Consider the following 23,064-nt stretch of genomic DNA (forward strand, 5'->3'; position numbering starts at 1 on the left):
AAACGCGATCAATAGTACGCGAGGGTATAGCGGATAAACGAATTGCCCGAACCCGGCGTGATCGCGGTCGAGGCGACCGTCGACACATACGATGCCGTGTAGCTCAGCGTCGCGACGTTGTCCGTGACCGTCGCAACTTGCGCGTCCGCGAGGCTCTGCGGCTGGCCGAGCGCGATCTTTCCATTCTTGCCGTTGCCGTTGTCCCTGATCTGGATTTCCACGCCCTTAGCAGGCTTCGTGCCGATGAGCTTCAGGTTGCCGGTTGCCGGATTGATGTTGGTCGAGCCCTGATCGAAATCGATCACGACCTTCGTATCGTCCGTGCAAGCAGCGTTTCCACCGACCTGCAACTGGAACGGGACGGCAGCGGAAGTGGAACCGATTGTCTTGAAGGTACTCGGATCGATCGAGTTTCCGAGATTCACATCCAGTTGATTACCCTCGCCCGGCGCCCTGCCATTGATATTGCAGGTCACGTCGGAAATGCTGCCGGAGAAGTTGATCTGACCGTCATAGGCATGCGCGAGCGTGGGCGACAGCGCCGCACTCACGATACCAGCAACGGAACAATATCCCAAAATTCTCTTCTTCATTTATTAATCCAATGGAATTAACTTCGTTAATCAAAAATCGATCATTTCTGGAACAATTTCCTGCACTCCCAGGAAATTCACGACCCCATGTGCCGGCACACCAGCGACACTCCCATCGAATTGGTCGCCAGCCGTAAAATTCTATAGACGCAACACACGAAACTCCATCAGACAATTACTAATTTTATTAACTTTTTTCAAATTCAATTTAGTCCAATAAATTTCTTGCCCTTCTCAGCCCCGTCTTACTTATATATAGAAATGAAGCTTTCGCCGTCGATGTCTAGAAATATTGACTGGCCTGTATCCAGATGCTTGGTGCGCGCACGGAGGAATCAAGCGCCGCGCCCAACGTCCACGAAGCGGTGAGAGAAATGTGCCGATTCGAACCAATCCAGGTTGCCCCAAGGCCACCCGCCTGGATTTGTTGAATATTGTCCCCGGAGACCCATGGCTGCTTTCTCACCTGCACTCGCCCGGCATCGACGAATGTACTCAATTGCCACCCCGGCGCGGCCAGATACCGCAGCTCCGCCGTGGCCTGCCAGCCCTGGTCTCCGCTACCGGCGCCGAGCGCGTAGGCCCTGACGGCGTACGGCCCTCCGAGACTGAACTGCTGGGATGGATCGAGGTTGCGCGACGCGAGTTGCGCACTGAACTGCGCATACAGCTGAAATCGTCGCCCCAGGGACTGCACGCGCAGCGCACTGATGCTCAGTTTGCTGAATGTGCCCATTGCGTGCGTAAAGCGATCGGTTTCGAGGACATCATTGCTACGCAGCCGACCCATGCCGAACATCACCGAGAAGCCGCTCTGGCCGCCGCCCAGCCAGTCGTCCTGAACGTTGCCGCTGACACCGAACGACCACAGTCCGACCCGCTTGTCGCCATGGATCATGAAGCTCCCGTAGTTTTCCTGCAGACTGCTGGTCTCGTACTGGATCTGTGCGGTCACGCGGGCGTTGAGCCGACGAAGCAACGGTTGGGAAACGAACACGCTCTGCGCGGTCGCGCTGCCATGATAGTCAAGGCTCTCGAGAGCACCGCCAACGCGATAACGCATGTCCGAATAAGCGACACCGACGCGCGTGGAGGCCGGACCGATTGGCACCTGATACCCAAGCCGGTAGTACCGCTGCCGTTCATTACTGACGAGGCCGCGCACGCTCAACTGATCGGCCAACCCGAGCAGGGAATTGAAATTCGCGTTTCCGCTCACGCGATACCGGCCTGTCGACGGATCCCCGAAATTGTCAAACTCCAGCGCCCCGGTCGCGAGAGGCGCCTTCTTGACGTCGACCACGAGGTCGGTCGTCCCGGGGATGCCGCCGACACGCAGCGTGCCATGAGCGTCAGCGCCAGGCAGTTCGTTAAGCAGCAGCAGACTCCGCTCGAGATCGTCGCCACGTATCGGGTCGCCTTCCCGAATATTGCCGAGCGGTTGGCGCACGACGGCGTCATGCATGCGAGCATGGTTTTCGAGAACGATCTTTCCGTATTTCCCTTCGACGATCGCGATACGAACGACACCGCCTTCGATGTCCTGATGAGGCAGGTACGCACGCGCCAGCACGTAACCGTGCTCGCGATAGTAATGGGTCACGCGCGCCGCCACCTGCTGCAGGTCGGCGAAGCTCATTTCGCGGTTCGACGTGTCTGCGACGAGCGCCAGTAACTTGTCAACGCCGATTGCCGTGTTGCCCGCAAAAGTGAATTGACGAACGAACACGCGCGCACCGCTGTCGCCGTTGTTTTCGGTCGCGGACTGGGGCGCCGGAATGCTCAGGCTCGGCACCGGCATGTTCGGTAACGACGGGCCCGATGTCTCAATGTCGCGCATCGCCTGGCCCGGGCTCGGCGGCAAATTGCCGACGCGCCCCGGGATCTGCGCGTCGGCGTAGACGCTTCCCGACAGCGAAATCAATGCCCAAGCGCAGCACGGAAACAAGAGACGCAGCCGACGGTCGACGCGTATTCGTTCGACCGCTGGATTGCGAATAGGCGCCGACGAACGAGAAAGCCCCCTCTCATGCCAACGGCGAGCGACGACCTGCCAGCCGTCATGCGTCGGGATTTCGCAGCACCCGCCCGCATTCTCATGCTGAACATCATTTCGCGATGCGTGGGCGGGGCTTCTAGCGCCGCTCACCCCCACGCTCAAATCGACAAATATAAACATCCGACTTCAATTTTCCGGCCATTTACCGGACGTTAAATAGTTGCATCGACTCTACATAAAAATCATCCATCAAAAAATAGGACGAATCTCAAATTTGGATTCCTATTAAATAGCCACAGCAGTCGCATGAAATACATAGATCGTTAAATAAAGTTTCCGTTTTCTTGAAAGCCTGCCAGAATCAGGATCTAGTCACGGTTTTCCCTGAGAGAAACCCATGCGAGAGCCCACATTGCAGATGGAGCGCGGGATTCCATCGCGCGATATGTTCGCGCCGGGTATTCGCGGCGCCCGCTCCGTCGGAGTTCGAAGCCTGTTTCGCCTGCCGGATGCGAGGGGGCATGCCGGCTTGGCGTGACGCTGGGGCAAGCCCGGACCGCCGACAAGAGCAACGAGATCACGGCCATTGCGGCACTGCTCGATGTATTGCTGCTCAAGGGCGCGATCGTCACGATCGATGCGATGGGGCGACAGGCAGGAACTGCGTGTTGGCGCTCAAGGACGATCAGTCGGCGCTGCTGGAGCGGATCCGCTATGCACTTGAGGCCATCGAGCGTGTGCCGGACGCCTATCGGAACCATACCGCCTGGCACCGGGAAATCGACAAGGATCACGACCGCATCGACACGCGCCCATGTATCGCTAGCGATCTCCAGGTGTGCCGGGAGCCTGATCCGGACTTATGTGCCGGACGCGGCCCTCGGTGATGACCAATGCAGGGTTTGCGTCAACGACGCCGCCCGGAACTTTGCGATCTTGCGTCGCATCGGCCTGAACCAGCGCAAAGCGGATACGACGATGAAGACCGGCATCAAGAATCGACGGCTCGGAGCGGAGGCCAGTGACGCCTGCCGCGCCGCTGTTCTCCGTGTGTGACATTTCGTGCGATTACCTTGGCAACGCGGTCGATTTTTCCAAAATTTCGGAAAAGTCCCATAGAAAAATTACTTGCAGATACTTAATCTCTTCCCGTTTTCCGGATCATCGTCGCGCAAACGTTTCGCCGGCCTGCAGGGCTGGCGCGCCTTGGCCGGGCATGCCGACGGGCGGGATCCACACGAAGCGTCATCAATAATCAAATCTCAGCGACGGAATAACGACGCATGCAGACCATTCAGCAACTGCAAACCCAGCTTGCAGAACTCGACAAGCGAATCAAGGCGGCGCGCCGCAGCGAGCGCGATGCGGCACTCACGAAGGTGCGCGACCTCGTCACGAGCTATGCGCTGACCGCGCGCGAAGTCTTCGGGCAGGGCTACAGCGATCGCGCGAAACTGTTCACGGTCGGCGCGAAATACCGCGACCCCGTCACCGGCGCGACGTGGAGCGGGCGCGGCCGCGCGCCGTCGTGGATCGTCGGGCGCGACCGCGCCGCGTTCCTGATCCGGGAGTAGCGCCCGCGCGGCCCGGCGTCGCTCAATAGACGTCCGGCACGATCATGTCGTCCGGCACGGGCCGGCGGATGTAGTCCTCGTGATGCTCGCGCTGCGGCAGGTCGATCGGTGCGCGCGGGATCTCGTGATACGGCACCTGGCCCAGCAGATGGTGCATGCAGTTCAGGCGCGCGCGCTTCTTGTCGACCGCCTGCACGACCCACCACGGTGCCTCGCGAATGTGCGTGCGCTGCAGCATCTCCTCCTTCGCGACCGTATACGCTTCCCAGCGGCGCCGGCTTTCCAGGTCCATCGGGCTCAGCTTCCACTGTTTGAGCGGATCCTCGATGCGGCTCTGGAAGCGCCGCTCCTGCTCGGCGTCGGTGATCGAGAACCAGTACTTGACGATCTGGATGCCGCTGCGCACCAGCATCTTCTCGAACTCCGGCACCGACCGGAAAAACTCCTCGTACTCGTCGTCGGTGCAGAAATTCATCACGCGCTCGACGCCTGCGCGGTTGTACCAGCTGCGGTCGAACAACACGATTTCGCCGCCCGCCGGCAGATGCGCGACGTAGCGCTGGAAATACCACTGCGTGCGCTCGCGGTTGCTGGGCGCGGGCAGCGCCGCGACGCGGCACACGCGCGGGTTCAGCCGCTGCGTGATGCGCTTGATCGCGCCGCCCTTGCCCGCCGCGTCGCGCCCCTCGAAGATCACGACGAGCCGATGCCCGGTGCTCACGACCCAGTCCTGCAGCTTGACCAGTTCGCCCTGCATCCGGAACAACTCGCGGAAATACTGCTTGCGCGCCTCGCGCCGTTCCGGCGAAAACAGCAGGTCATCGTCATCGAAGCGACGGTCGTCGAGCTCCATCTCGAGCTCTTCGTCGTATGCGTCGACGAGATCTTCCTCGAGCCGGCGCTGGCGCGCCTCCATCGCTTCCACATCGATACGGGTGTCGTTGTCGCCCATGGGGCCTCCTTCAATGACGCGGCGAATTCGCTTGCATTATCGCAGGCAGGCTGAGCGGAATGATGAAAGCAATATGTCAGTGGGCACTGCGCCGGGTCAGAAGCGGAAATTGAGCAGCACGCTCGCGAGCACCGGGTTCGCCGAAATGTCGAACGTGTTCGACGCGAGCGTGCGGTTCGGCTGGCTGATGTTCAGCGTGATCGTCGTGCGCAGCGGGATATAGGTGACCATCCCCGTGATCCAGAAGCGGCGCGTGATCTGGTAGCTCGCGCCGACCGTGAACACCGGCTCCCAGACGCTCTTCACCTTCGCCGACACGTTGGTGCGGCCCGACAGCAGCAGGTCGCCGCCGGCATTCCACACCCGCTGGAACCATGCGGGATCGAGCAGCAGCCCCTGCAGGCTGCCGATCTCCCCGCCCGCGGCGAGCAGCCCGCCGAGCGACGCGAGCTTGCGCTGGAACAGCGGGTTCAGGTTGGTGTTCGTGAAGCGCGTATAGCTGACGCCGAGGCCGACGAACGGCCGGAACCGGTCCTCGCGGTCGCCGAGGTAGTACTTGAACACGACGGAGCCGAGCCACGCGCGCGTCGTCGCGAGCGGGTTGCTGTCGGTGTTCGCGAGATCGATCAGCGGCAGCCGGCCCCGGATGCCCGGAAAGACCCGGTCGAGCGGCAGCGCGATGCTGCCGTGCCCACGCAGCGTCAGCACCGGCGGAATGCCTGCGCCGAGTTCGGCCGCCCAGTTCTCGGTGAAGAAATGCGTGAGCGTGAACGCGAGCGTGTTCGTGTTGCTGAGCGACAGCTGCGAGCCGCGGTTCTCGAAGCTGTTCAGGCCGAGCGCGTCGGTATGCGTCGTGACGGGCGTCGAGCGGCCCGTCGTCGCGACGAAGTGCCAGCCGAGGCCGACCATGTTGCGGTCGTCGCCCGCCAGCTGCTCGAGCAGCGGCGGCGCCTGCGCGGCCGGCAGGTCCGGCAGCCGCGACGGGTCGATCGGATGCAGTTCGTACGGCATGCGATCCGCGTGGACGACGGCGGGCGCTTGTGTCGCCTGCGTCGCCTGTGTCGCTTGTGTCGCTTGTGTCGCTTGTGTCGCTTGTGTCGCTTGTGTCGCTTGTGTCGCTTGTGTCGCTTGTGTCGCTTGTGTCGCCTGCGCCGCTTGCGCCGCGTTCGCCACCTTCGTCACCTTCGTCACATCGCGCGCCGCCGGGCCGCATGCGGCGGCATCCGCGCCATCGGCATCGAAGCCGATGCCGTCCGCGCCGTCGTCTGCGCCTTCCCCAGCGCCATTGCGCGATACCGGCCCGCATGCGTCACGGTCCGACGCCGCAGGGTGCTGGCCGAGCGTGATCTTGCCCGCGCTCAGCGGCACGGGCGGCGGCAGCGCACCGTCCGCGCCCGCACCGTTCGCACTCGCGAGCCGCGCTGCGCGCGCCGGCCCGCCGTCGGTGCGCCACGCGGCCGCGTCGAACCCGTCCGCATCGCCGCCCGGCCAGAAGCCGATGCCGTCCGCCCCCGCCTGCCAGCGCGCGTCGGCCGCATCGTCCGGCAGCGGCGCGGCGTGCGCGGCGGCGGCGCACGCGAACAGCGTCGCACCGAGCCAGCACGACAGCGGGCATGCCCGGCCATGCCGCCGCCGGCGGCGCGCGTTGCGCTTCGCCATCGGCTCAGGCCGGCGCGCCGAAGATGCGCTGGCGCATCCGGTACAGCGGCTCGAACAGCCATTCGAGCAGGCTGCGCTTCTCGAGCACGATGTCGGCCTTCAGCATCATCCCCGCCTTCAGCGCGAGCGCCTTGCCCTCGAACGACGGCGTGCGTTCCGCGAGCTCGACCCAGGTTTTGAAATAGGTCTGCGGCGCGGCCGAGTCGCCCGGCAGGTTCAGCTCCTTCGCGGTGAACGCGACCGGCGAGATCGACAGCACCTTGCCGCGATACGTGCCGAACTTCTCGACCGGGTAGCTCGCGTAGGCCACCTTCACGTCCTGCCCCGGCTTGATGAAGCCGGCCTTCGACGACGGAATGTAGACCTCGGCGATCAGCCCGTCGGCCTTCGCCGGCAGGATCTCCACCACGCGCGTGCCGGGCGGGTCGATCACGCCGCCCTGCACGACGTCGAGCCGCACGATCTGGCCGTCGGCCGGCGCATACAGCACCTGGTTGACGCTTTCGTCGATGTTGTATTCCTTCGAGTTCAGCTCCTCCTGCTTGATCTTCAGCTCGGCGTTCGCGCCGTCGTACTTGCTCTGCATCGTCTCCAGGTCGCCGCGCAGCTTCAGCGCGTTCTTCGCGAGTTCCGCGCGGCGCAGCATCAGATCCTGGTAAGCCTGGCCCGCCTGCAGGAATTGCGTGTTGACCTGGTTGTACTGCTCGAGCGTCACCACTTGCTCGTCGAGCAGCTGCTTCACGCGGCTGCGCCGCTCGCCGTATTCGTCGACGATGCGCTTCTGGTCCTGGATCTGCCGGTCGATCAGCGCCCGGCTCTCGCCCTGCGCGGCGATCTGCTGGTTGATCTGCTGCACCGACGAGCGGTATTCGAGCCGCGCGGCGTCGATCTGCTGCGTGACCTCGACGCGCTGGCGCGCGAGCGCCGCGCGCATCCCCTGCACGTTGTTCGCCTGGCTGACGAAGCTCGTGTCGCGCGTCACCGCGAGCAGGCGCTGCCCCGCCTTCACGTGCTGGTCCTTGCCGACGTACACGTCGCGCACCGCCCAGCCCTGCGGCGCGCCGACGCCGATCAGGCCCGTGCGCGGCGTCAGCATGCCCGCCACGCTCTCGGTGTTCGCATAGCTCAGCTCGACGAGCGCGGTCACGAACATCGCGAACATCGCGAGCGACAGGTAGCAGAAGAAGCGCAGCGACACCGGCACGTCGACGACGCCGTTGATCACGGTGCCGAACGACGTGCCGCGCGCGAGCTTGCGCGACGGCTTCTGTTCTCGGAGGGCGGAATACCAGGTCGGCATGGGGCAGGCTCGTCAGGGGCGGCGCCGCGCGCCGGCATCGAGCAGCGGCGACGGCATCAGGTAAGGCGCGAAGTGTTCCCAGAAATGCCACTGCTCGGGCTGGCGCACGAGCGCCTGCTCGAGGCGGTCGACGATCCGCTGGTGCGTCGCGCGCACCGGCGACGCGTCGTCGTCCGCGCCGAGCATCGGCGCGAGCGCGCCCGTTTCCAGTTCGGCGAAATGCACCGCGCAGCGGTCGCGGAACGGCACGCCGGTCGCATATGCGACGAGCATCGGAATGCCCTGCTCGACCGCGAGCTTCACGCCGCCGCCCGCCATCCGCACCCAGCGGCCGCCGAGCCGGCAGCGGTTGGTCCGGCCGAACTTGCCGTGCAAGTCGGAGAACAGCAGGAACACCGGCTGCTCGCGGCGCAGGCTCGCGAGCAGCCGCCGCAGCTGCACGCGCTCGTCGATGTCGATCATCTCCACCTGCCCCGCGCCGTATTCGCCGACGAGCCGCAGCGCATCGTCGAAGAACGCGCCCGGCGCATCCTTGTGCAGGATCACGATCAGCTTGCGATCGTTCGGGATCAGGAAGCGCAGCTTGGTGACGAACAGCATCAGGTTGCCGAAATGCAGCCCGGCGAGCATCAGCGGGCCGCCGCGCGCGAGCGCGGTGCGCAGCGCCGGGTCGCCTTCGCACGCCATCGCGTCGATCAGCGCCTTCATCGAAGCGAGGCTGTGCGTGCGCAGCGCGAGCCCCGCGAACTCCGCCTCGAACAGCTCGCGCACGATCGACGCCGCGACCTCGCGCACGCGCCGCGGATCGTCGTTCAGGTGGCCGCTCAGCATGTGCGCGACCGTGCGTTCGATCGACTCGCGGATCGACGGGAAACACCGCAGGCACGCGGCCGAGCACCAGCGCATCAGCAGCAGGCCGCGCGCGGGCGACGTGCGCAGCGCAAGCGCGCGCACGGTGCGCCGCGCGAGGTACGCGTATGAGAACGCGTTGAACAGGAACAGTCGCGCCAGCATCATGAAGTCTCCTGCAACGCACGCGAGGCCGCCGTCGCCTCGGTCAGCACACCATCGTGCATCTGGTAGATGCGCTCGGCCATCGACAGGATCGACGCGTCGTGCGTGACGAGCACGATCGTGCACGGCAGCGTCAGCACGTTGCGGCAGATCTCGTGCGTCGTCGCCTGGTCGAGGTTCGACGAGAACTCGTCGAGGATCAGCAGGCGCGGCTCGCAATACAGCGCCCGCGCGATCAGCAGCCGCTGCATCTGGCCGGCCGACAGGAATTTCTGCGTGTCGCCGAGCGGCGTGTCGTAGCGGTGGTCGAGCTGCTCGATCTCGTCGTGGATGCACGCGAGCTTCGCGGCATCGAACATCGCGCCGATGCGCGGCGCCGGCGCGAAGTTCGTGATGTTGTCGCGGATCGTGCCGCGAAACAGCAGGTCCGCCTGCGTGACGGCCGCGAGGTGCTTGCGGTACTGCCGCAGGTTCACTTCCGCAAGATCGACCCCGTTCACGAACACCGTGCCGGGCTCGGGCCGGACCAGCCCGCAGATCAGGTTCAGCAGCGTCGTCTTGCCGCTGCCGGTGCGCCCGACGATCGCGATCTTGCCGCCGGCCGGCACGTCGAGGTCGACGCCGCGCAGGATCGGCCGGTGGCCGCCGCGCGGCGTATACGACAGGCCCCGGATCGACAGCGAACCGTCGAAACCGTCGACCGGGCGCACTGCCGCGTCCGGCGCCGGCTCCTCGGTTTCGGTCTGCAGCACGTCGGCGACGCGGTCCATGTGCACCTGCAGCACCTTGCGGCGCACGTAGAGCTGGATCGAATCGATGAACTTGTCCGCGAACAGGTTCTTGTACTGGATGAACGCGTAGATCACGCCGATCGTGCTCTTGCCGTGCATCACGAGCCACGCGCCGTAGGTGACGATCACGAGCTGCTCGACGTGCACGATGCCCTTCGAGATCGCGTCGAACGTCAGCTGCAGGCGCTCCTGCTGGCGGATCGCCTGCAGCTTTTGCGTGAACGCGTTGATCCACAGGCTGCTGCGCGCGGTCTCGGCCGACAGCAGCTTGATCGAATGCGCGGAACGGATGTTCTCGATCAGCAGCGCGTCGGCTTCCGCGCCGCGCGTGAGGATCTGCGACATCGCGTCCTGCAGCTGCGGCTGGATCGCGAGCCGGCTCAGCGCGAACAGCACCATGCCGGCGACGCTGATGCCGGCCAGCACCGGGCTGTAGTACAGCATCAGCGCGAGCGTCAGCACGCAGGTGACGATATTCAGCAGCCCGCCGACGAGGCCGTCGACGAGAAAGCGGCCGACCTCCGACACCGACGCCACGCGCGAGATCGAATCGCCGGTGTTGTGGAACAGGTAATAGCCGATCGGCAGCCGCGCGAGATGGCCGACCATGTTCGACGACAGCTGTTGCGACACGATGTTGCGCAGGTAGCTCCTGATGTTGCCGACGAGGTTCGCGTACAGCGTGTCGAACAGGAACACGATCGCGAACAGGATCGTCAGCAGGTAGAGGATGTCGACGTCGGTCTTCTTCAGCGCCTCGTCGATCGTCAGCTGCACGTACGACGGGCCGAGCAGCAGCAGGAGCTGCGCGGCCACGCCGCCCGCGATGCCGATCGCGAGGCTCTTGCGGATGCCGGTCAGCCCTTCGAGATAGTCGCGCAGGCGGATGCGGTCGGCCGGCCCCGAGTGCGTGAAGCCGATGTCCGGGTTCAGCTCGAGCGCGTAGCCGGTGATGTGCGTGAGCGCCTGCGCGAGCGGCAGCTTCGTCTCGCCGAGCGCGGGATCGACGATGTGCACGCTGCCGTAGCCGACCTTCGTCAGCACGACGTAGTGGTTCATCCCCCAGTGCAGGATGCACGGCGTCTTGAGCGCGTCGAGCTCGGCCGCGTCGAACTGCAGCCCGCGCGCACGCAGGCCGAGATCGTTCGCGATCTCCATCAGGTCGAAGAACGACAGGCCGGAATCGATCCGCACCGGATAGCGGTTGCGCAGCGTGCGCAGCGTCGTCTCGCGCCCGTGCCACGACGCGATCATCGCGAGGCAGGCCAGGCCGCATTCCGTCACCTCGTCCTGCAGGATCGGACGGACTTTACGCGTATTGAAGAGCATGGGTCGGGCAATCGCAGAACGCGGCGACACGGCGCCGGGGCCAGCCGAAGGCGGCCCGTGGCGCGTCGCGCGCAAAACGCTGGGGGCAACCGGGCGAGCCGGCTGCGGCGGCTGAACGGCGCGGCCGGCCGCTCAGCGGCTGGAGCCGAGCGACATCCGGAACTGCTCGGTGACGCGTGCCTGGTATTGGTTCATCAGCCCCTGCACGGTGGAACCGATCGACTGGTTGACCATGTTGACCGTGTAGTTGGCCGAGTTGGAGTACAACGACGCGCCGCCGCGAACCTGGCGGGCCTGCTCTTCCGTGATGTCTCGCATTTTTATGGCCTTCATGTTTTCGGAATGCCTTCAAGCCGCAAGTCGATCAAAAACATTCACGCGTTTTGATTCTTACAGCCCTACCCCGGCATTCGTTCCTCCTGATAATCGCCGAATTGAAAATCATGCATCGTGATTTCCGGTTTTATATACCGCGGCGATCGCATTTTTCCTTCCATTTATATACGCATCGCGCGGGGGGCGCCTCCCCGCGCACGGCAATGATTACTTGCCGGTGTTATTGAATGACTTCGGGTTCTGCAGGTAATTGCCGAGGCTCGGCAGGAATTGGCCCAGCGCGGTCACTACCGGCGCAGCCGCCACCGCGAGGCTGCCCAGCGAGCTGATCGGACCGCCGCCGTGCACATTCCGAACCTGTTCCATCGTCATGACCTTCATCGTTCTCTCCTCGTAAAAAATAAAGATGACGCAAAGAACCTTCATTGACTTGAAAACGGCTTTTAATCACCGAGCGACTTTAAATGTAATAATCACCGCGATTACGAGCCGAAATCAGGCTATCATGCGGGCGCATCCGAATTCAATGGAGGACACACTCTTACGGCGCCGGTTTTCCGATTGCACGAAATTCCGGCAATTCACGCCGTTTGAATGTCATTTTTAAAACGTTTAAATCCGCCCGCAATTTCATTGCGGAGCGGACACCGGACGGAGACGGCCATGTTTGAAACGCGGGTTGGGCGCGGCACATCGATTTTCGGAGGTAGGGGTATTTACCTATCAAGAATTCGATTCACGCGCAACATTCGAAGCGCGACCCTACCATTGCTCACTGTAATCGTGCTAGGCAGCGGCAACGCGCAGGCGTTTTGTCTCGATCCCGCGTACCAGTATGCGGTCGCGCACGACCCGCGCTACCTGCAGGCGCAGAGCGAATACGACGCGGCGCGCCAGAAGTTTCCGCAGGCGCGCGCGCTGATGCTGCCGCAGGCCACGGCGCAGCTCGAATGGGGGCGCTACGGCACGCACGCGAACCTGTTCGGCGTCGACGTGAGCGGCGCCAGCAAGGCCGCGTACGGCGCCGCGCAGGTCACGCAGGCGCTGTTCAACGTGCCGTACCTGTACGACATGCGCCGCGCGACCGAATTCGAGGCATCCGCGAAGCAGAAGCTCGAGGTCGCGAAGCAGGACCTGATCCTGCGCGTCGCGAACGCCTGCTTCGACCTGCTGAGCGCGCGCGAGAAGCTGCAGTCGGCCGACGACGAAGTGAGCGCGCTGACGCGCCTCGAAAGCGACACGCGGCGCATGGCGCAGCTCGGCATGAAGACCATCGGCGACACCGCGGAAATCGAGGCGCGGCGCAGCCTCGCGCAGTCTGACGAGGTGCTCGCGCAGACCGATGTCGATGCGCGCAGGGCGCGCTACGAGACGCTGCTCGGCGCGACGATCGATTTCGCGCGCTGGCCGCGCCTCGCGCTGCGCGGCACGTCGCCGCGCATCCCCGCCGGCGACTATGCGCCGCAGGACAACCCGGCCTACCGGCAGGCGTATCGCGACGTCGAGGTCGCGCGGCTCGCGGCAAAGCGCATCAGCGCGGAGCACCTGCCGACCGTCGACCTGTTCGCGTCGTATTCGCGCGGGCTCAATCCGAACCTGCGCGGGCTCAGCGATCGCTCCGATTTCCACCAGAGCGCGGTCGGCGTGCAGGTGACGATCCCGATCTTCTCGGGCGGCAGCGTGTACTACCGGCAGGTCGAGGCCGAGCATACGGCCACGCAATATCGCAACCGCCTGCGCGAGGTCGAGGAACAGTTGAGCACCGATCATCGCGAGGCGCTGTCCGCGCTCGAATCGATCGGCACGCGCATCCGCGCGCTGCAGCAGTCGCTGCAGGCGGCACGGCTCGCGTATGACGCGTCGATGAAAGCGCATCAGATCGGCTACAGCACGACCTACGAGACGCTGAACCTGCGGCGCGACATCTCCGGCATCCGGCAGAAGCTGTTCGACAGCTATCTCGACGCGCTCAAGCTGCAGTTGAAGCTGAAGAGCGTGCTGGGGACGCTCGACGAGCAGTCGCTGGTGGCAGTGGACGGGTTCCTGGAAAGCAATGCGGCGCGCGAGCCGCGCGTCAATTGAGCGGCCACGCGGCGCACATGCGCCGATGCCGCCGGCAACGGCCCGGCGGCATCGGCATACGCGTTACGCAAACGAGCGGCCGCTCGACGCAGCCGCCCGCCTCCGGTCAGTGAATCACCCGCGTGACCCCGCGCCCGCGCGGATCGGCAACCGCCTCCGGCGTCTTGCCGTTGATCTTGATCACCTGGATGTCGCCGCTGAAGTCCTGCCCCTTCAGCGTATAGCCGCGCGCCTCGATCTGCTTCGCGAGCTCGCCTTCGATCGGGCGGTACGGCTCCCAGAAAATCGTGTTCGGCGGCAGCAGCTGGTGGTGGAAACGCATCGCGCCCACCGCTTCCTTCAACGGCATCTTGAAGTCGTAGATGTTGTTGATCACCTGGAAGATCGACGTGAAGATCCGCGAGCCGCCCGGCGTGCCGATCACGAGCGACACCTTGCCGTCCTTGGTCAGGATCGTCGGCGACATCGACGACAGCGGCCGCTTCTTCGGCTCGATCGCATTCGCGTCGCTGCCGACCACGCCGAACATGTTCGCGACGCCCGGCTTCGCGGAGAAGTCGTCCATCTCGTCGTTGAGCACGATGCCCGTGCCGTCGGCGATCACGCCCGAGCCGAAATAGCCGTTGATCGTGTAGGTGTTCGACACCGCGTTGCCCCACCGGTCGACCACCGAGAAGTGCGTCGTCTCCGCCTTTTCCGGCATCGTCGTGCCGAGGCCCGGCTGCACGCTCTTCGTGTCGGACGGCTCCTTCGGGTTGACCTCGGCCGCGCGCTTCGAGATATAGGCGTCGGCGGTCAGCCGCGCGACGGGCACCTTGTAGAAGTCGGGATCGCCGAGGTATTGCGCGCGATCGGCGAACACGCGCTTCTCGATCTCGGCGATCAGGTGAATGTACTGCGGCGAATTGAGCGCGACGCCCTCGAAGTCCTGCTTGCGGTCCGCCTTCATCTTCAGCAGCTGCACGAGCCCGATCCCGCCCGAGCTCGGCGGCGGCGCGGTAATCACGCGGTAGCCGTTCCAGTTCGCCTCGATCGGCTGGCGCCAGGTCGCGCGGTATTGCGCGAGATCCTCGGCCGTGATCAGCCCGTTGCCGTCGCCGGTCTTCATCGACGCGGCGATCAGCTCGGCCGTCTTGCCCTCGTAGAAGCCCTTCGCGCCATCGTCCGAGATTCGCGTGAGGACGTCGGCGAGATCCGGCTGCTTGAAGTTCACGCCGGCCTTCATCCCGGCGAAGTACTTGTCGAAATTGGTCTTGCCCTCGAACTCCTTCGACGCATCGACGCCGCGCTGCGCGAGCTGCTCGTCGACGACGAAGCCGTCGCGCGCGTAGTGGATCGCCGGCGCGAGCACCTGCTTCCACTTCAGCTTGCCGAAGCGCTTCTGCGCTTCCCACATGCCCGCGACCGTGCCGGGCACGCCAACCGCGCGCGGGCCGTAGAGGCTCATGCCCTTGATCACGTTGCCGTCCTTGTCGAGGTACATGTCCTTCGTCGCCGCGAGCGGCGCACGCTCGCGATAGTCGAGGAAGTACGGCTTGCCGTCCTTGTAGATGGTCATGAAGCCGCCGCCGCCGATGTTGCCGGCTTCCGGATACGTGACCGCCAGCGTGAACGCGATCGCCACCGCCGCATCGATCGCGTTGCCGCCTTCCTTGAAGATCCGCTCCGCCGCATCCGCGCTGTACTTGTCGGCGACCGCGACCGCCGAGCCGGTCAGGATCGCGGGCTGCGGCCCCTTCGCATAGGCCGGCGCGGTCGGCAGGAAGCCGATGCCGGCCGCCGTCGCGAGCACGACCGCGGATGATTTGAAGCGATTCAACGTGTTCATTGCGCGTCTCCCATGTGGATCTCCTGCGGGCTGAAAAAAGCACCTGATCCGCTTATAACCGCCGCAGCGACGGCGACCATAAGCCGGTTCCGTAGTATAGGAGCACATAAAGGGGTCGAACACGGATCCGATGACGAAACGCCCGGAATCGGGCAACTTTCGGGTACCGTCGAACGTCGTGACGCATCGCGTCGCGAAATCCGCAGACGAACCTCCCGCCACGCGCGCCGATCTGAGAAGATAGCGCCCCTTCGCGCCCGCGCTTCCTTCCCGCCGCATCGTCGTCTTCGTCTCGTATGGCTTCACACAACGCTCATCACGCATCCGGCTTCGCGGCCGGCGTCATCGCGGCCCTGCTCGTCGCGCAAACCGGCGCGACCGGCCCTTGGCACGTAGGCATTCCCGCCGCGTTCGCGGCCGGCATCGCGGGCGGCACCGCGCCCGACTGGCTCGAGGTCGCATGGTGGACCCGCAAGCGCCGCCTGTGGATCACGCACCGCACCGTCACGCACTGGGGCATCGGCTGGATCGCGCTGCTCGCGCTGGCCTGGCACGCGCTCACGCACGCGCCGCATCCGCTGTGGGCCGCGCCGCTGTTCGGCTTCGCGTGCGGCGGCCTGATGCACCTGCTCGCGGACTGGCCCAACCCGCTCGGCGTGCCGTGGATCTGGCGACGCCATTCGCTGAACCTGTGGAACAGCGGAAACTGCGACCTGATCGTCGTCGCCGCGGCATGGGGCGGCGCGCTGTGGCTCGCGCAGTCGGTATGGACGCGCGCGCCGGCGCTGCATCACTGGCTCGGCTGGCTGCGCACGGTCTGACGGCCTGAACGCGCGCCGGGCGCACCGTCCGCTTCGGGGCCGGATTCCTCCCGTCGCGGGGCCCGGCACATGCGCCCCTTCTCTGGCACACTGACCGTTCGCGCCACGCAGCCCGCCCGCAACCGACCCCAGTTCGCCGCTCACGATGGCCCTCGCCGCCACCCGCCCCGCAACCGACGTGCTCGACGTGTTCCATCCCGCCGTCGCGGCCTGGTTCCGGCGCACGTTCGCCGCGCCGACCGGCGCGCAGGCGCTCGCGTGGCCGCACATCAAGGCCGGCCGCTCGACCCTCGTCGCCGCGCCAACCGGCTCCGGCAAGACGCTCACCGCGTTCCTGTGCGCGATCGACGAACTCGTGCGCGACGCGCTCGCGCACGACGGCACGCTGCCGGACGCCACGCTGATCGTCTACGTGTCGCCGCTGAAGGCGCTGTCGAACGACATCCACGTGAACCTCGACGCGCCGCTCGCCGGCATCGCCGAATCGCTCGCGCGGCTCGGCCTGCCGGTGCCGGCGATCCGCACCGCGGTGCGCACCGGCGACACCACTCAGGCCGAACGCGCGGCGTTGCGCAAGCGCGCGCCGCACATCCTCGTGACGACGCCGGAATCGTTGTACGTGCTGCTGTCGTCGACGTCCGGCCGCCAGATGCTGTCGACCGTGCGCTCGGTGATCGTCGACGAAATCCATGCGCTGGCCAACAGCAAGCGCGGCAGCCATCTCGCGCTGTCGCTCGAGCGGCTCGATGCGCTGGCGGGCCGCGCGCTGCCGCGCATCGGCCTGTCGGCGACGCAGAAGCCGATCGATGCAGTCGCGCGCTTCCTGGTGGGCGGGCATGCCGGCGCGCCGCGCGACTGCACGATCGTCGACACGGGCCATGCGCGCGAGCGCGATCTCGCGCTGGAGCTGCCGAACGTGCCGCTCGAGCCGGTGATGGCGACCGACGTATGGGAACAGCTGTACGACCGGATCGCCGGGCTCGCGGCCGCGCACCGCACGACGCTCGTGTTCGTCAACACGCGGCGCACCGCCGAGCGCATGGCGCGCCATCTCGCGGACCGGCTCGGCAAGGACGCGATCGCCGCGCATCACGGCAGCCTCGCGAAGGAGCACCGCTTCGACGCCGAACAGCGCCTGAAGCGCGGCGAGCTGAAGCTGCTGGTCGCCACGGCGTCGCTGGAACTCGGCATCGACATCGGCGACGTCGACCTCGTCTGCCAGGTCGGCTCGCCGCGCGGCATCGCGCCGTTCCTGCAGCGCGTCGGCCGCTCGGGGCACCACGTCGGCGGCGTGCCGAAGGGGCGCCTCTTTCCGCTGTCGCGCGACGAGCTCGTCGAATGCGCGGCACTGCTCGATTGCGTGCGGCGCGGCGAACTCGACACGCTGCGGATTCCCGACGCGCCGCTCGACGTGCTCGCGCAGCAGATCGTCGCCGAGGTCGCGTGTGCCGAATGGCACGAAGACGCGCTATACCAAAGCTTCACGCAGGCGGCGCCGTATGCGCGCCTGCCGCGCGCACGCTTCGACGCGGTGCTGGCGATGCTCGCCGAAGGCTTCAGCAGCCGGCGCGGCGTGCGCGCCGCGTACCTGCACCGCGACGTGGTCGGCGGCACGGTGCGCGGGCGCCGCAACGCGATGATGACCGCGACGACTTCGGGCGGCACGATCCCCGACATGGCCGACTACGCGGTGCTGCTCGAGCCGCAGGGCATCCAGGTCGGCACCGTCAACGAGGATTTCGCGATCGAGAGCCTGGCCGGCGACGTGTTCCAGCTCGGCAACCAGTCGTACCGGATCATCCGCGTCGAGACGGGCCGGGTGCGCGTCGAGGATGCGCAGGGCCAGTCGCCGAACATCCCGTTCTGGCTCGGCGAGGCGCCGGGCCGCAGCGACGAGCTGTCGGCCGCGGTCGGCCGGCTGCGCGCGCGGCTCGACGCGCTGTTCGCGCAGGGCGATCGCGATGCCGCGGCACGCGGCGCACAGCGCACCGATGCCGATGCCGCATCGAGCCGCCTCGCGCCGGCGCTGCGCTGGCTCGTCGACGACCTGCAGCTGTCGCCCGACGCCGCGCGCCAGATCGTCGACTACCTCGCGCGCACCCGCGCGGCGCTCGGCGCGCTGCCGACGCAGGACACGCTGGTGATGGAGCGCTTCTTCGACGAATCGGGCGGCACCCAGCTCGTGATCCACTCGCCGTTCGGCAGCCGCATCAACCGCGCGTGGGGGCTCGCGCTGCGCAAGCGCTTCTGCCGCACGTTCAATTTCGAGCTGCAAGCTGCCGCGACCGACGACGCGATCGTGCTGTCGCTGTCGCTCGCGCACAGCTTCGCGCTCGACGAAGTGTGGCGCTACCTGCGTTCGGCCAGCGCCGAGCACGTGCTGGTGCAGGCGCTGCTCGACGCGCCGATGTTCGGCGTGCGCTGGCGCTGGAACGCGACCACCGCGCTCGCGCTGCCGCGCTTCACCGGCGGCAAGCGCACCGCGCCGCAACTGCAGCGGATGAAGAGCGACGACTTGCTCGCGACCGTGTTCCCGGACCAGGCCGCGTGCCTCGAGAACGTCGTCGGCGAGCGCGAGATTCCGTCTCATCCGCTCGTCGACCAGACGCTCGACGACTGCCTGCACGATGCGATGGATAGCGACGGCTGGCTCGCGCTGCTGCGCCGCATCGAGAGCGGCGCGATCGAGCTGGTCGCGCGCGACCTGCCGGCGCCGTCGCCGCTCGCGGCCGAGATCCTCAACGCGAAGCCGTACGCGTTCCTCGACGACGCGCCGCTCGAGGAGCGCCGCACGCAGGCCGTGCAGGCGCGCCGCTGGAGCGACCCCGAATCCGCGGACGATCTCGGCGCGCTCGACGCCGACGCGATCGCCGCGGTGCGAGACGAAGCGTGGCCGCTGGTGCGCGACGCGGACGAGATGCACGAGGCGTTGCTCACGCTTGCGTGCATGGCCGACGACGAGGCGCAGGCGCACGACGGCTGGCCCGCGTGGCTCGACGAGCTCGCCGCGCGCCGCCGCGCGACGAAGCTCGTCACGCCCGGCGGCGCGGCGCTGTGGGTGCCGGTCGAACGGCTCGTCTGCCTGCGCGCGCTGCATCCGGATGCGCGCTGCGCACCGGCGCTGAAGGTGCCGGCCGCATGCGCCGCACCGTGGGACGCGGACGCCGCGCGCATCGACGTGATCCGCGCGCGGCTGACCGGCTTCGGCCCGCTCACGCTCGACGCGATCGCCCGCCCGCTCGGCCTGCCCGCCGCATCGGCCGCGGCCGCGCTGGCCGCGCTCGAGCAGGAAGGCTATGTGATGCGCGGACGCTTCACCCCCGGTGCGGCCGGCGAAGAATGGTGCGAGCGCCACCTGCTCGCGCGCATCCACCGCTACACGGTGAAGCGCCTGCGCCGCGAGATCGAGCCGGTCGAGCGCGCCGATTTCATGCGCTTCCTGTTCCACTGGCAGCACCTGACACCCGACACGCGCGGCGCGGGGCGCGATGCACTGGCCGCCGTCGTCGAGCAGCTCGAAGGCTACGAAGCCGCCGCGAGCGCGTGGGAAGACGCGCTGCTCCCCGCCCGGCTCACCGACTACACGACGGGCGGGCTCGACGAACTGTGCCGTTCCGGCAAGCTGGTGTGGGCTCGCATCGGCGCGCCGGCGCGCGCGGCGGGCACGCCGGTGAAGACGACACCGATCGTGCTGCTGCCGCGCCGCGACCTCGCCGCGTGGCAGGCGCTGCGCGATCCCGCCGCGCAACCCGCGCTGTCGGCGCGCGCGACGCAGGTGCGCGATGCGCTCGCCGCACACGGCGCGATGTTCTTCGACGAACTGCTCGGCGACCTGCACCTGCTGCCGGTCGAACTCGAACAGGCGCTCGGCGAGCTCGTGTCGGCGGGCCTCGTGAACGCCGACAGCTTCGCGGGCCTGCGCGCGCTGCTGAAGCCGACCGTCAAACGCGGGCCGACCTATGCACCGCGCACGCGGCGCGGCGGCGCGCTGATCGGCGGCATGGACGACGCCGGGCGCTGGGCGCTCGTGCAGCGGCCCGCGCCGCGCGCCGAGCCGCAACAGCCACCGGCGCGCATGCCCGCCGCAACCGATCCCGCTGCGCTCGAACACGTCGCGTGGACGCTGCTGCGCCGCTACGGCGTGGTGTTCTGGCGGCTGCTCGAACGCGAGGCCGACTGGCTGCCGAGCTGGCGCGAACTGGTGCGCGTGCTGCAGCGCCTGGAAGCGCGCGGTGAGATCCGCGGCGGGCGCTTCGTCGCCGGGCTCGCGGGCGAACAGTTTGCGCTGCCCGAGGCGATCCCGATCCTGCGCGAGCTGCGGCGGCAACCGGGCAACGGGCAGTTCGTCTGCGTGACGGGCGCCGATCCGCTGAATCTCGCGGGCACGCTGCTGCCCGGCGACAAGGTGCCCGCACTGGCCGGCAACCGCGTGCTGTTCCGCGACGGCGTGCCGGTGGCGTCGCTCGTCGCGGGCGCGTTCCACTACGCGCCCGACCTGGCTCCGGCCGCACGCGAGGACGCGCGCCTGCGGCTCGCGCGCCGCGCCTGACACCGGCTGACAGCCTGCGCAGAACGGACTACTGAACGACCGCACGCGCGCGCCCGGGCATTCCGCTAGCATCGTGCCTTCCGCTGCGCGTGCCGATATGCGCACGCAATCAACCTGTCCGGAGACACTTGCTCATGCCCTCCTCGGCCGACCCGCGCGCCGCGTCGTCATCCCCCGTTCACCACACCGGCACGCTGAACATCTTCCAGGGCGCCGCGCTGTATGTCGGCGCGGTGCTCGGCACCGGCGTCATCGGCCTGCCCGCGCTCGCCGCCGAAGTCGCGGGCCCCGCGTCGCTGCTCGCATGGGCGGCGCTCGTCGTGCTGTCCGCGCCGCTCGCGGCGACCTTCGCGGCGCTGGGCGCGCGCTTTCCGGATGCGGGCGGCGTGTCGACCTATGCGCGCCGCGCGTTCGGGCCGAAGGCCGCGGCGATCGTCGGCTGGTGCTTCTATTTCGCGGTGCCGGCCGGCGCGCCGGCCGCGGCGACGTTCGGCGGCGCGTACGTCGCGGCCGTGACGGGCGGCGGCCATGCGACGGTGGTCGTCACCGCGGCCGCGCTGATCGCGAGCGTGTCCGCGGCGAACGCGTTCGGCGTGACCGTATCGGGGCGAATGCAGCTCGTGCTGTCCGCGCTGCTCGTGTCGCTGCTGGTCGCCGCCGTGCTGGCATCCGCACCGCACGCGCAGGTGTCGAACCTCCGGCCGTTCGCGCCGCACGGCTGGCTCGCGATCGGTCAGGCTGCCGCGCTGCTCGTCTGGAGCTTCGCCGGCTGGGAAGCAATCACGCATCTCGCGGCGGAATTCCGGCGGCCCGCGCATGACATGCCGCGCTCGGCCGGCATCGCGGTCGTGGTGGTCGGGCTGCTGTACCTGGCGGTCGCGGCAGCCAGCGTGACGGTGCTCGGCCCGTCGGCCGGCGCATCCGGTGCGCCGCTCGCCGAGCTGATCGCGCGCGGCATCGGCGGCCACGCGCAGGTGCTGGCGGCCGCGGCGGCCTTGCTGCTCACGCTCGGCACCATGAACGCGTATTTCGCGGGGGCGGCGAAGCTCGGCGCGGCGCTCGGCCGCGACGGCGCGTTGCCTGCGTGGCTCGCGCAGGGCAGCCAGGTCGGCGGCGTGCCGCGCCGCAGCCTCGGCGTGATCGCCGCGCTCGCGGCACTCGCGCTGGTCGCGACGACGGTCGCCGACGTCGGGCCGAAACCGCTCGTGCTCGCCACGTCGGGCTGTTTCGTGATGGTGTACGGGCTGGGCGCCGCGGCGGCGCTGAAGCTGCTGCCGCGCGGCGGCATTGCGCGACGCTGCGCGTGGGTTTCGCTGGTCGCGGTCGCGGGGCTGTTCCTGACGACCGGGTGGTATTTCGTATGGCCGGCGCTGCTGGCCGGCGGCGCGCTGCTTTACTTGCGGGTAGCGGCGCGCGGCGGGTAACTCAGGCCGGCACCAGCTCGAAGCTCAGGCGCTTGCCAAGCGCTGCGGCCGCGCTCGCGAGCGTCGTCAGCGTGAGGCTCGTGTCGGTTTCGTCGAGCAGGCGGTTGAGTGCCGCGCGGCTGGTTTTCATGCGCGCGGCCATCGCGGTTTTCGTGAGGTGCTGCGCCTTCATTTCCTGTTCGATCTGCCACGCGATCACCCGCTTGATAGCGGTCGCGGTGACTTCCTCGAGGAGGCCCTCCTCTTCGAGGAAAGCGTCGAAGTCGCTGCCGATGTGGCCGTTGTTCGGGGTCGTCATGTCGTACTCCATTGCTTTGCGTTGCCCGCTGCACGATCGTCCTTGATGGCACCAACCGGCGCCGTGTACGCGGAATTCAGATGCCGTTGCTCACGGCTTTCAGCCGGGATCTTGCGACGTCGAGATCGTCCGGCGGTGTGGTCGGCGACTTCTTGATGAACCCGTGCAACAGGACCATCGCGTCGCCGACGACGGTGAAGAAGACTCGCGCGATTCGCGTCGGAAGCGTCACCCGGATCTCCCACAGATCCCTCGACATCTTCCGAACCAGCGGCATGCCAAGCGGCCAGCCGAATTGAACCGTCGTGATCTCCTCCCCGATTGCCTTCCGCTCCGCCGGCCCGAGCCCCTTGAGCCATTCGCGGACCGGTTCGTTTCCGCTGGCCGTGCAGAAGAACCGCACGGCCAGCGTCGCCTGCAATTGCTGTCTCGACATCGTCTTGCCGCCTATCGTACCAAAATTGATACGATAGGCCAAGCGCGACGAACGCCAATCTCAGCCGTTCGGCCAGCCT

Annotated in this window: 18 protein-coding genes; 6 read left to right on the top strand and 12 right to left on the bottom strand. The window is 67.0% G+C overall.

Translation table 11 applies throughout. The features are described 5' to 3' along the window. Positions 1-8: 8 nt before the first annotated feature. Together ABFO07_RS23640 and ABFO07_RS23645 are read right to left on the bottom strand one after the other, a co-directional pair. Positions 9-593 (bottom strand): fimbrial protein, encoded by a 585-nt coding sequence (locus ABFO07_RS23640; RefSeq protein ID WP_059561286.1) that lies wholly within the window; start codon positions 591-593, stop codon positions 9-11. Between the two features lie 283 nt (positions 594-876). After that, positions 877-2,517 (bottom strand): ShlB/FhaC/HecB family hemolysin secretion/activation protein, encoded by a 1,641-nt coding sequence (locus tag ABFO07_RS23645; protein ID WP_230948214.1) that lies wholly within the window; start codon positions 2,515-2,517, stop codon positions 877-879. Between the two features lie 743 nt (positions 2,518-3,260). Between ABFO07_RS23645 and ABFO07_RS23655 the strand changes: the two genes are divergently transcribed. Beyond that, a complete protein-coding gene (locus ABFO07_RS23655; protein ID WP_059890996.1) occupies positions 3,261-3,479 on the top strand; it encodes a hypothetical protein in 219 nt (72 codons plus the stop codon). Positions 3,480-3,875: 396 nt separating this feature from the next. Further along, entirely contained in the window at positions 3,876-4,166 is a 291-nt protein-coding gene (locus ABFO07_RS23660) for an H-NS family nucleoid-associated regulatory protein (RefSeq protein WP_059561289.1), read from the top strand. A gap of 22 nt (positions 4,167-4,188) precedes the next feature. Here ABFO07_RS23660 and ppk2 read toward each other — a convergent pair whose 3' ends face one another. From ppk2 to ABFO07_RS23695, 7 genes are all read right to left on the bottom strand, one after another. Continuing rightward, positions 4,189-5,118, bottom strand: coding sequence for a polyphosphate kinase 2 (ppk2, locus tag ABFO07_RS23665; protein ID WP_059923120.1), 930 nt, complete (start codon positions 5,116-5,118; stop codon positions 4,189-4,191). Positions 5,119-5,214: 96 nt separating this feature from the next. Next, complete coding sequence (locus ABFO07_RS23670; RefSeq protein WP_347469652.1) at positions 5,215-6,777, bottom strand: OmpW/AlkL family protein; 1,563 nt, start codon at positions 6,775-6,777, stop codon at positions 5,215-5,217. 4 nt (positions 6,778-6,781) lie between these two features. After that, the gene (locus ABFO07_RS23675) at positions 6,782-8,077 is read right to left on the bottom strand and encodes an HlyD family efflux transporter periplasmic adaptor subunit (RefSeq protein ID WP_059561299.1); all 1,296 of its coding nucleotides are present in this window, start codon (positions 8,075-8,077) and stop codon (positions 6,782-6,784) included. A gap of 12 nt (positions 8,078-8,089) precedes the next feature. Further along, positions 8,090-9,094, bottom strand: coding sequence for a hypothetical protein (locus ABFO07_RS23680; RefSeq protein WP_059561302.1), 1,005 nt, complete (start codon positions 9,092-9,094; stop codon positions 8,090-8,092). Beyond that, the gene (locus ABFO07_RS23685) at positions 9,091-11,211 is read right to left on the bottom strand and encodes a peptidase domain-containing ABC transporter (RefSeq protein ID WP_347469654.1); all 2,121 of its coding nucleotides are present in this window, start codon (positions 11,209-11,211) and stop codon (positions 9,091-9,093) included. Before ABFO07_RS23685 ends, ABFO07_RS23680 begins: the two co-directional genes overlap by 4 nt. Before the next feature lie 132 nt (positions 11,212-11,343). Further along, the gene (locus ABFO07_RS23690) at positions 11,344-11,529 is read right to left on the bottom strand and encodes a hypothetical protein (RefSeq protein WP_059561691.1); all 186 of its coding nucleotides are present in this window, start codon (positions 11,527-11,529) and stop codon (positions 11,344-11,346) included. A 225-nt stretch (positions 11,530-11,754) separates the two neighbouring features. Then, positions 11,755-11,928, bottom strand: a complete 174-nt coding sequence (locus ABFO07_RS23695; protein WP_185633586.1) for a hypothetical protein — start codon at positions 11,926-11,928, stop codon at positions 11,755-11,757. 282 nt (positions 11,929-12,210) lie between these two features. On the opposite strand from ABFO07_RS23695, the gene ABFO07_RS23700 reads away from it, so the two are divergent. After that, positions 12,211-13,629 (top strand): TolC family protein, encoded by a 1,419-nt coding sequence (locus tag ABFO07_RS23700; RefSeq protein WP_430733078.1) that lies wholly within the window; start codon positions 12,211-12,213, stop codon positions 13,627-13,629. Between the two features lie 106 nt (positions 13,630-13,735). Here ABFO07_RS23700 and ggt read toward each other — a convergent pair whose 3' ends face one another. After that, entirely contained in the window at positions 13,736-15,457 is a 1,722-nt protein-coding gene (gene ggt, locus ABFO07_RS23705; RefSeq protein WP_059808090.1) for a gamma-glutamyltransferase, read from the bottom strand. Positions 15,458-15,753: 296 nt separating this feature from the next. On the opposite strand from ggt, the gene ABFO07_RS23710 reads away from it, so the two are divergent. The 3 genes from ABFO07_RS23710 (at position 15,754) to ABFO07_RS23720 (ending at position 22,251) form a co-directional block, all read left to right on the top strand. Further along, the gene (locus ABFO07_RS23710) at positions 15,754-16,278 is read left to right on the top strand and encodes a metal-dependent hydrolase (RefSeq protein WP_059561317.1); all 525 of its coding nucleotides are present in this window, start codon (positions 15,754-15,756) and stop codon (positions 16,276-16,278) included. Between the two features lie 145 nt (positions 16,279-16,423). Then, positions 16,424-20,827, top strand: a complete 4,404-nt coding sequence (locus ABFO07_RS23715) for a DEAD/DEAH box helicase (RefSeq protein ID WP_347469655.1) — start codon at positions 16,424-16,426, stop codon at positions 20,825-20,827. Positions 20,828-20,961: 134 nt separating this feature from the next. After that, positions 20,962-22,251, top strand: coding sequence for an APC family permease (locus ABFO07_RS23720; RefSeq protein WP_347469656.1), 1,290 nt, complete (start codon positions 20,962-20,964; stop codon positions 22,249-22,251). A gap of 1 nt (position 22,252) precedes the next feature. Here the strand turns inward: ABFO07_RS23720 and ABFO07_RS23725 are convergent, their stop codons facing one another. Together ABFO07_RS23725 and ABFO07_RS23730 are read right to left on the bottom strand one after the other, a co-directional pair. Then, the gene (locus tag ABFO07_RS23725) at positions 22,253-22,549 is read right to left on the bottom strand and encodes an XRE family transcriptional regulator (RefSeq protein WP_059808862.1); all 297 of its coding nucleotides are present in this window, start codon (positions 22,547-22,549) and stop codon (positions 22,253-22,255) included. Between the two features lie 76 nt (positions 22,550-22,625). Further along, positions 22,626-22,985, bottom strand: coding sequence for a type II toxin-antitoxin system RelE/ParE family toxin (locus tag ABFO07_RS23730; protein ID WP_059923241.1), 360 nt, complete (start codon positions 22,983-22,985; stop codon positions 22,626-22,628). Positions 22,986-23,064: the final 79 nt, after the last annotated feature.

Source organism: Burkholderia stagnalis (assembly GCF_039848545.1).
GTDB classification, from domain to species: Bacteria; Pseudomonadota; Gammaproteobacteria; order Burkholderiales; family Burkholderiaceae; genus Burkholderia; species Burkholderia stagnalis.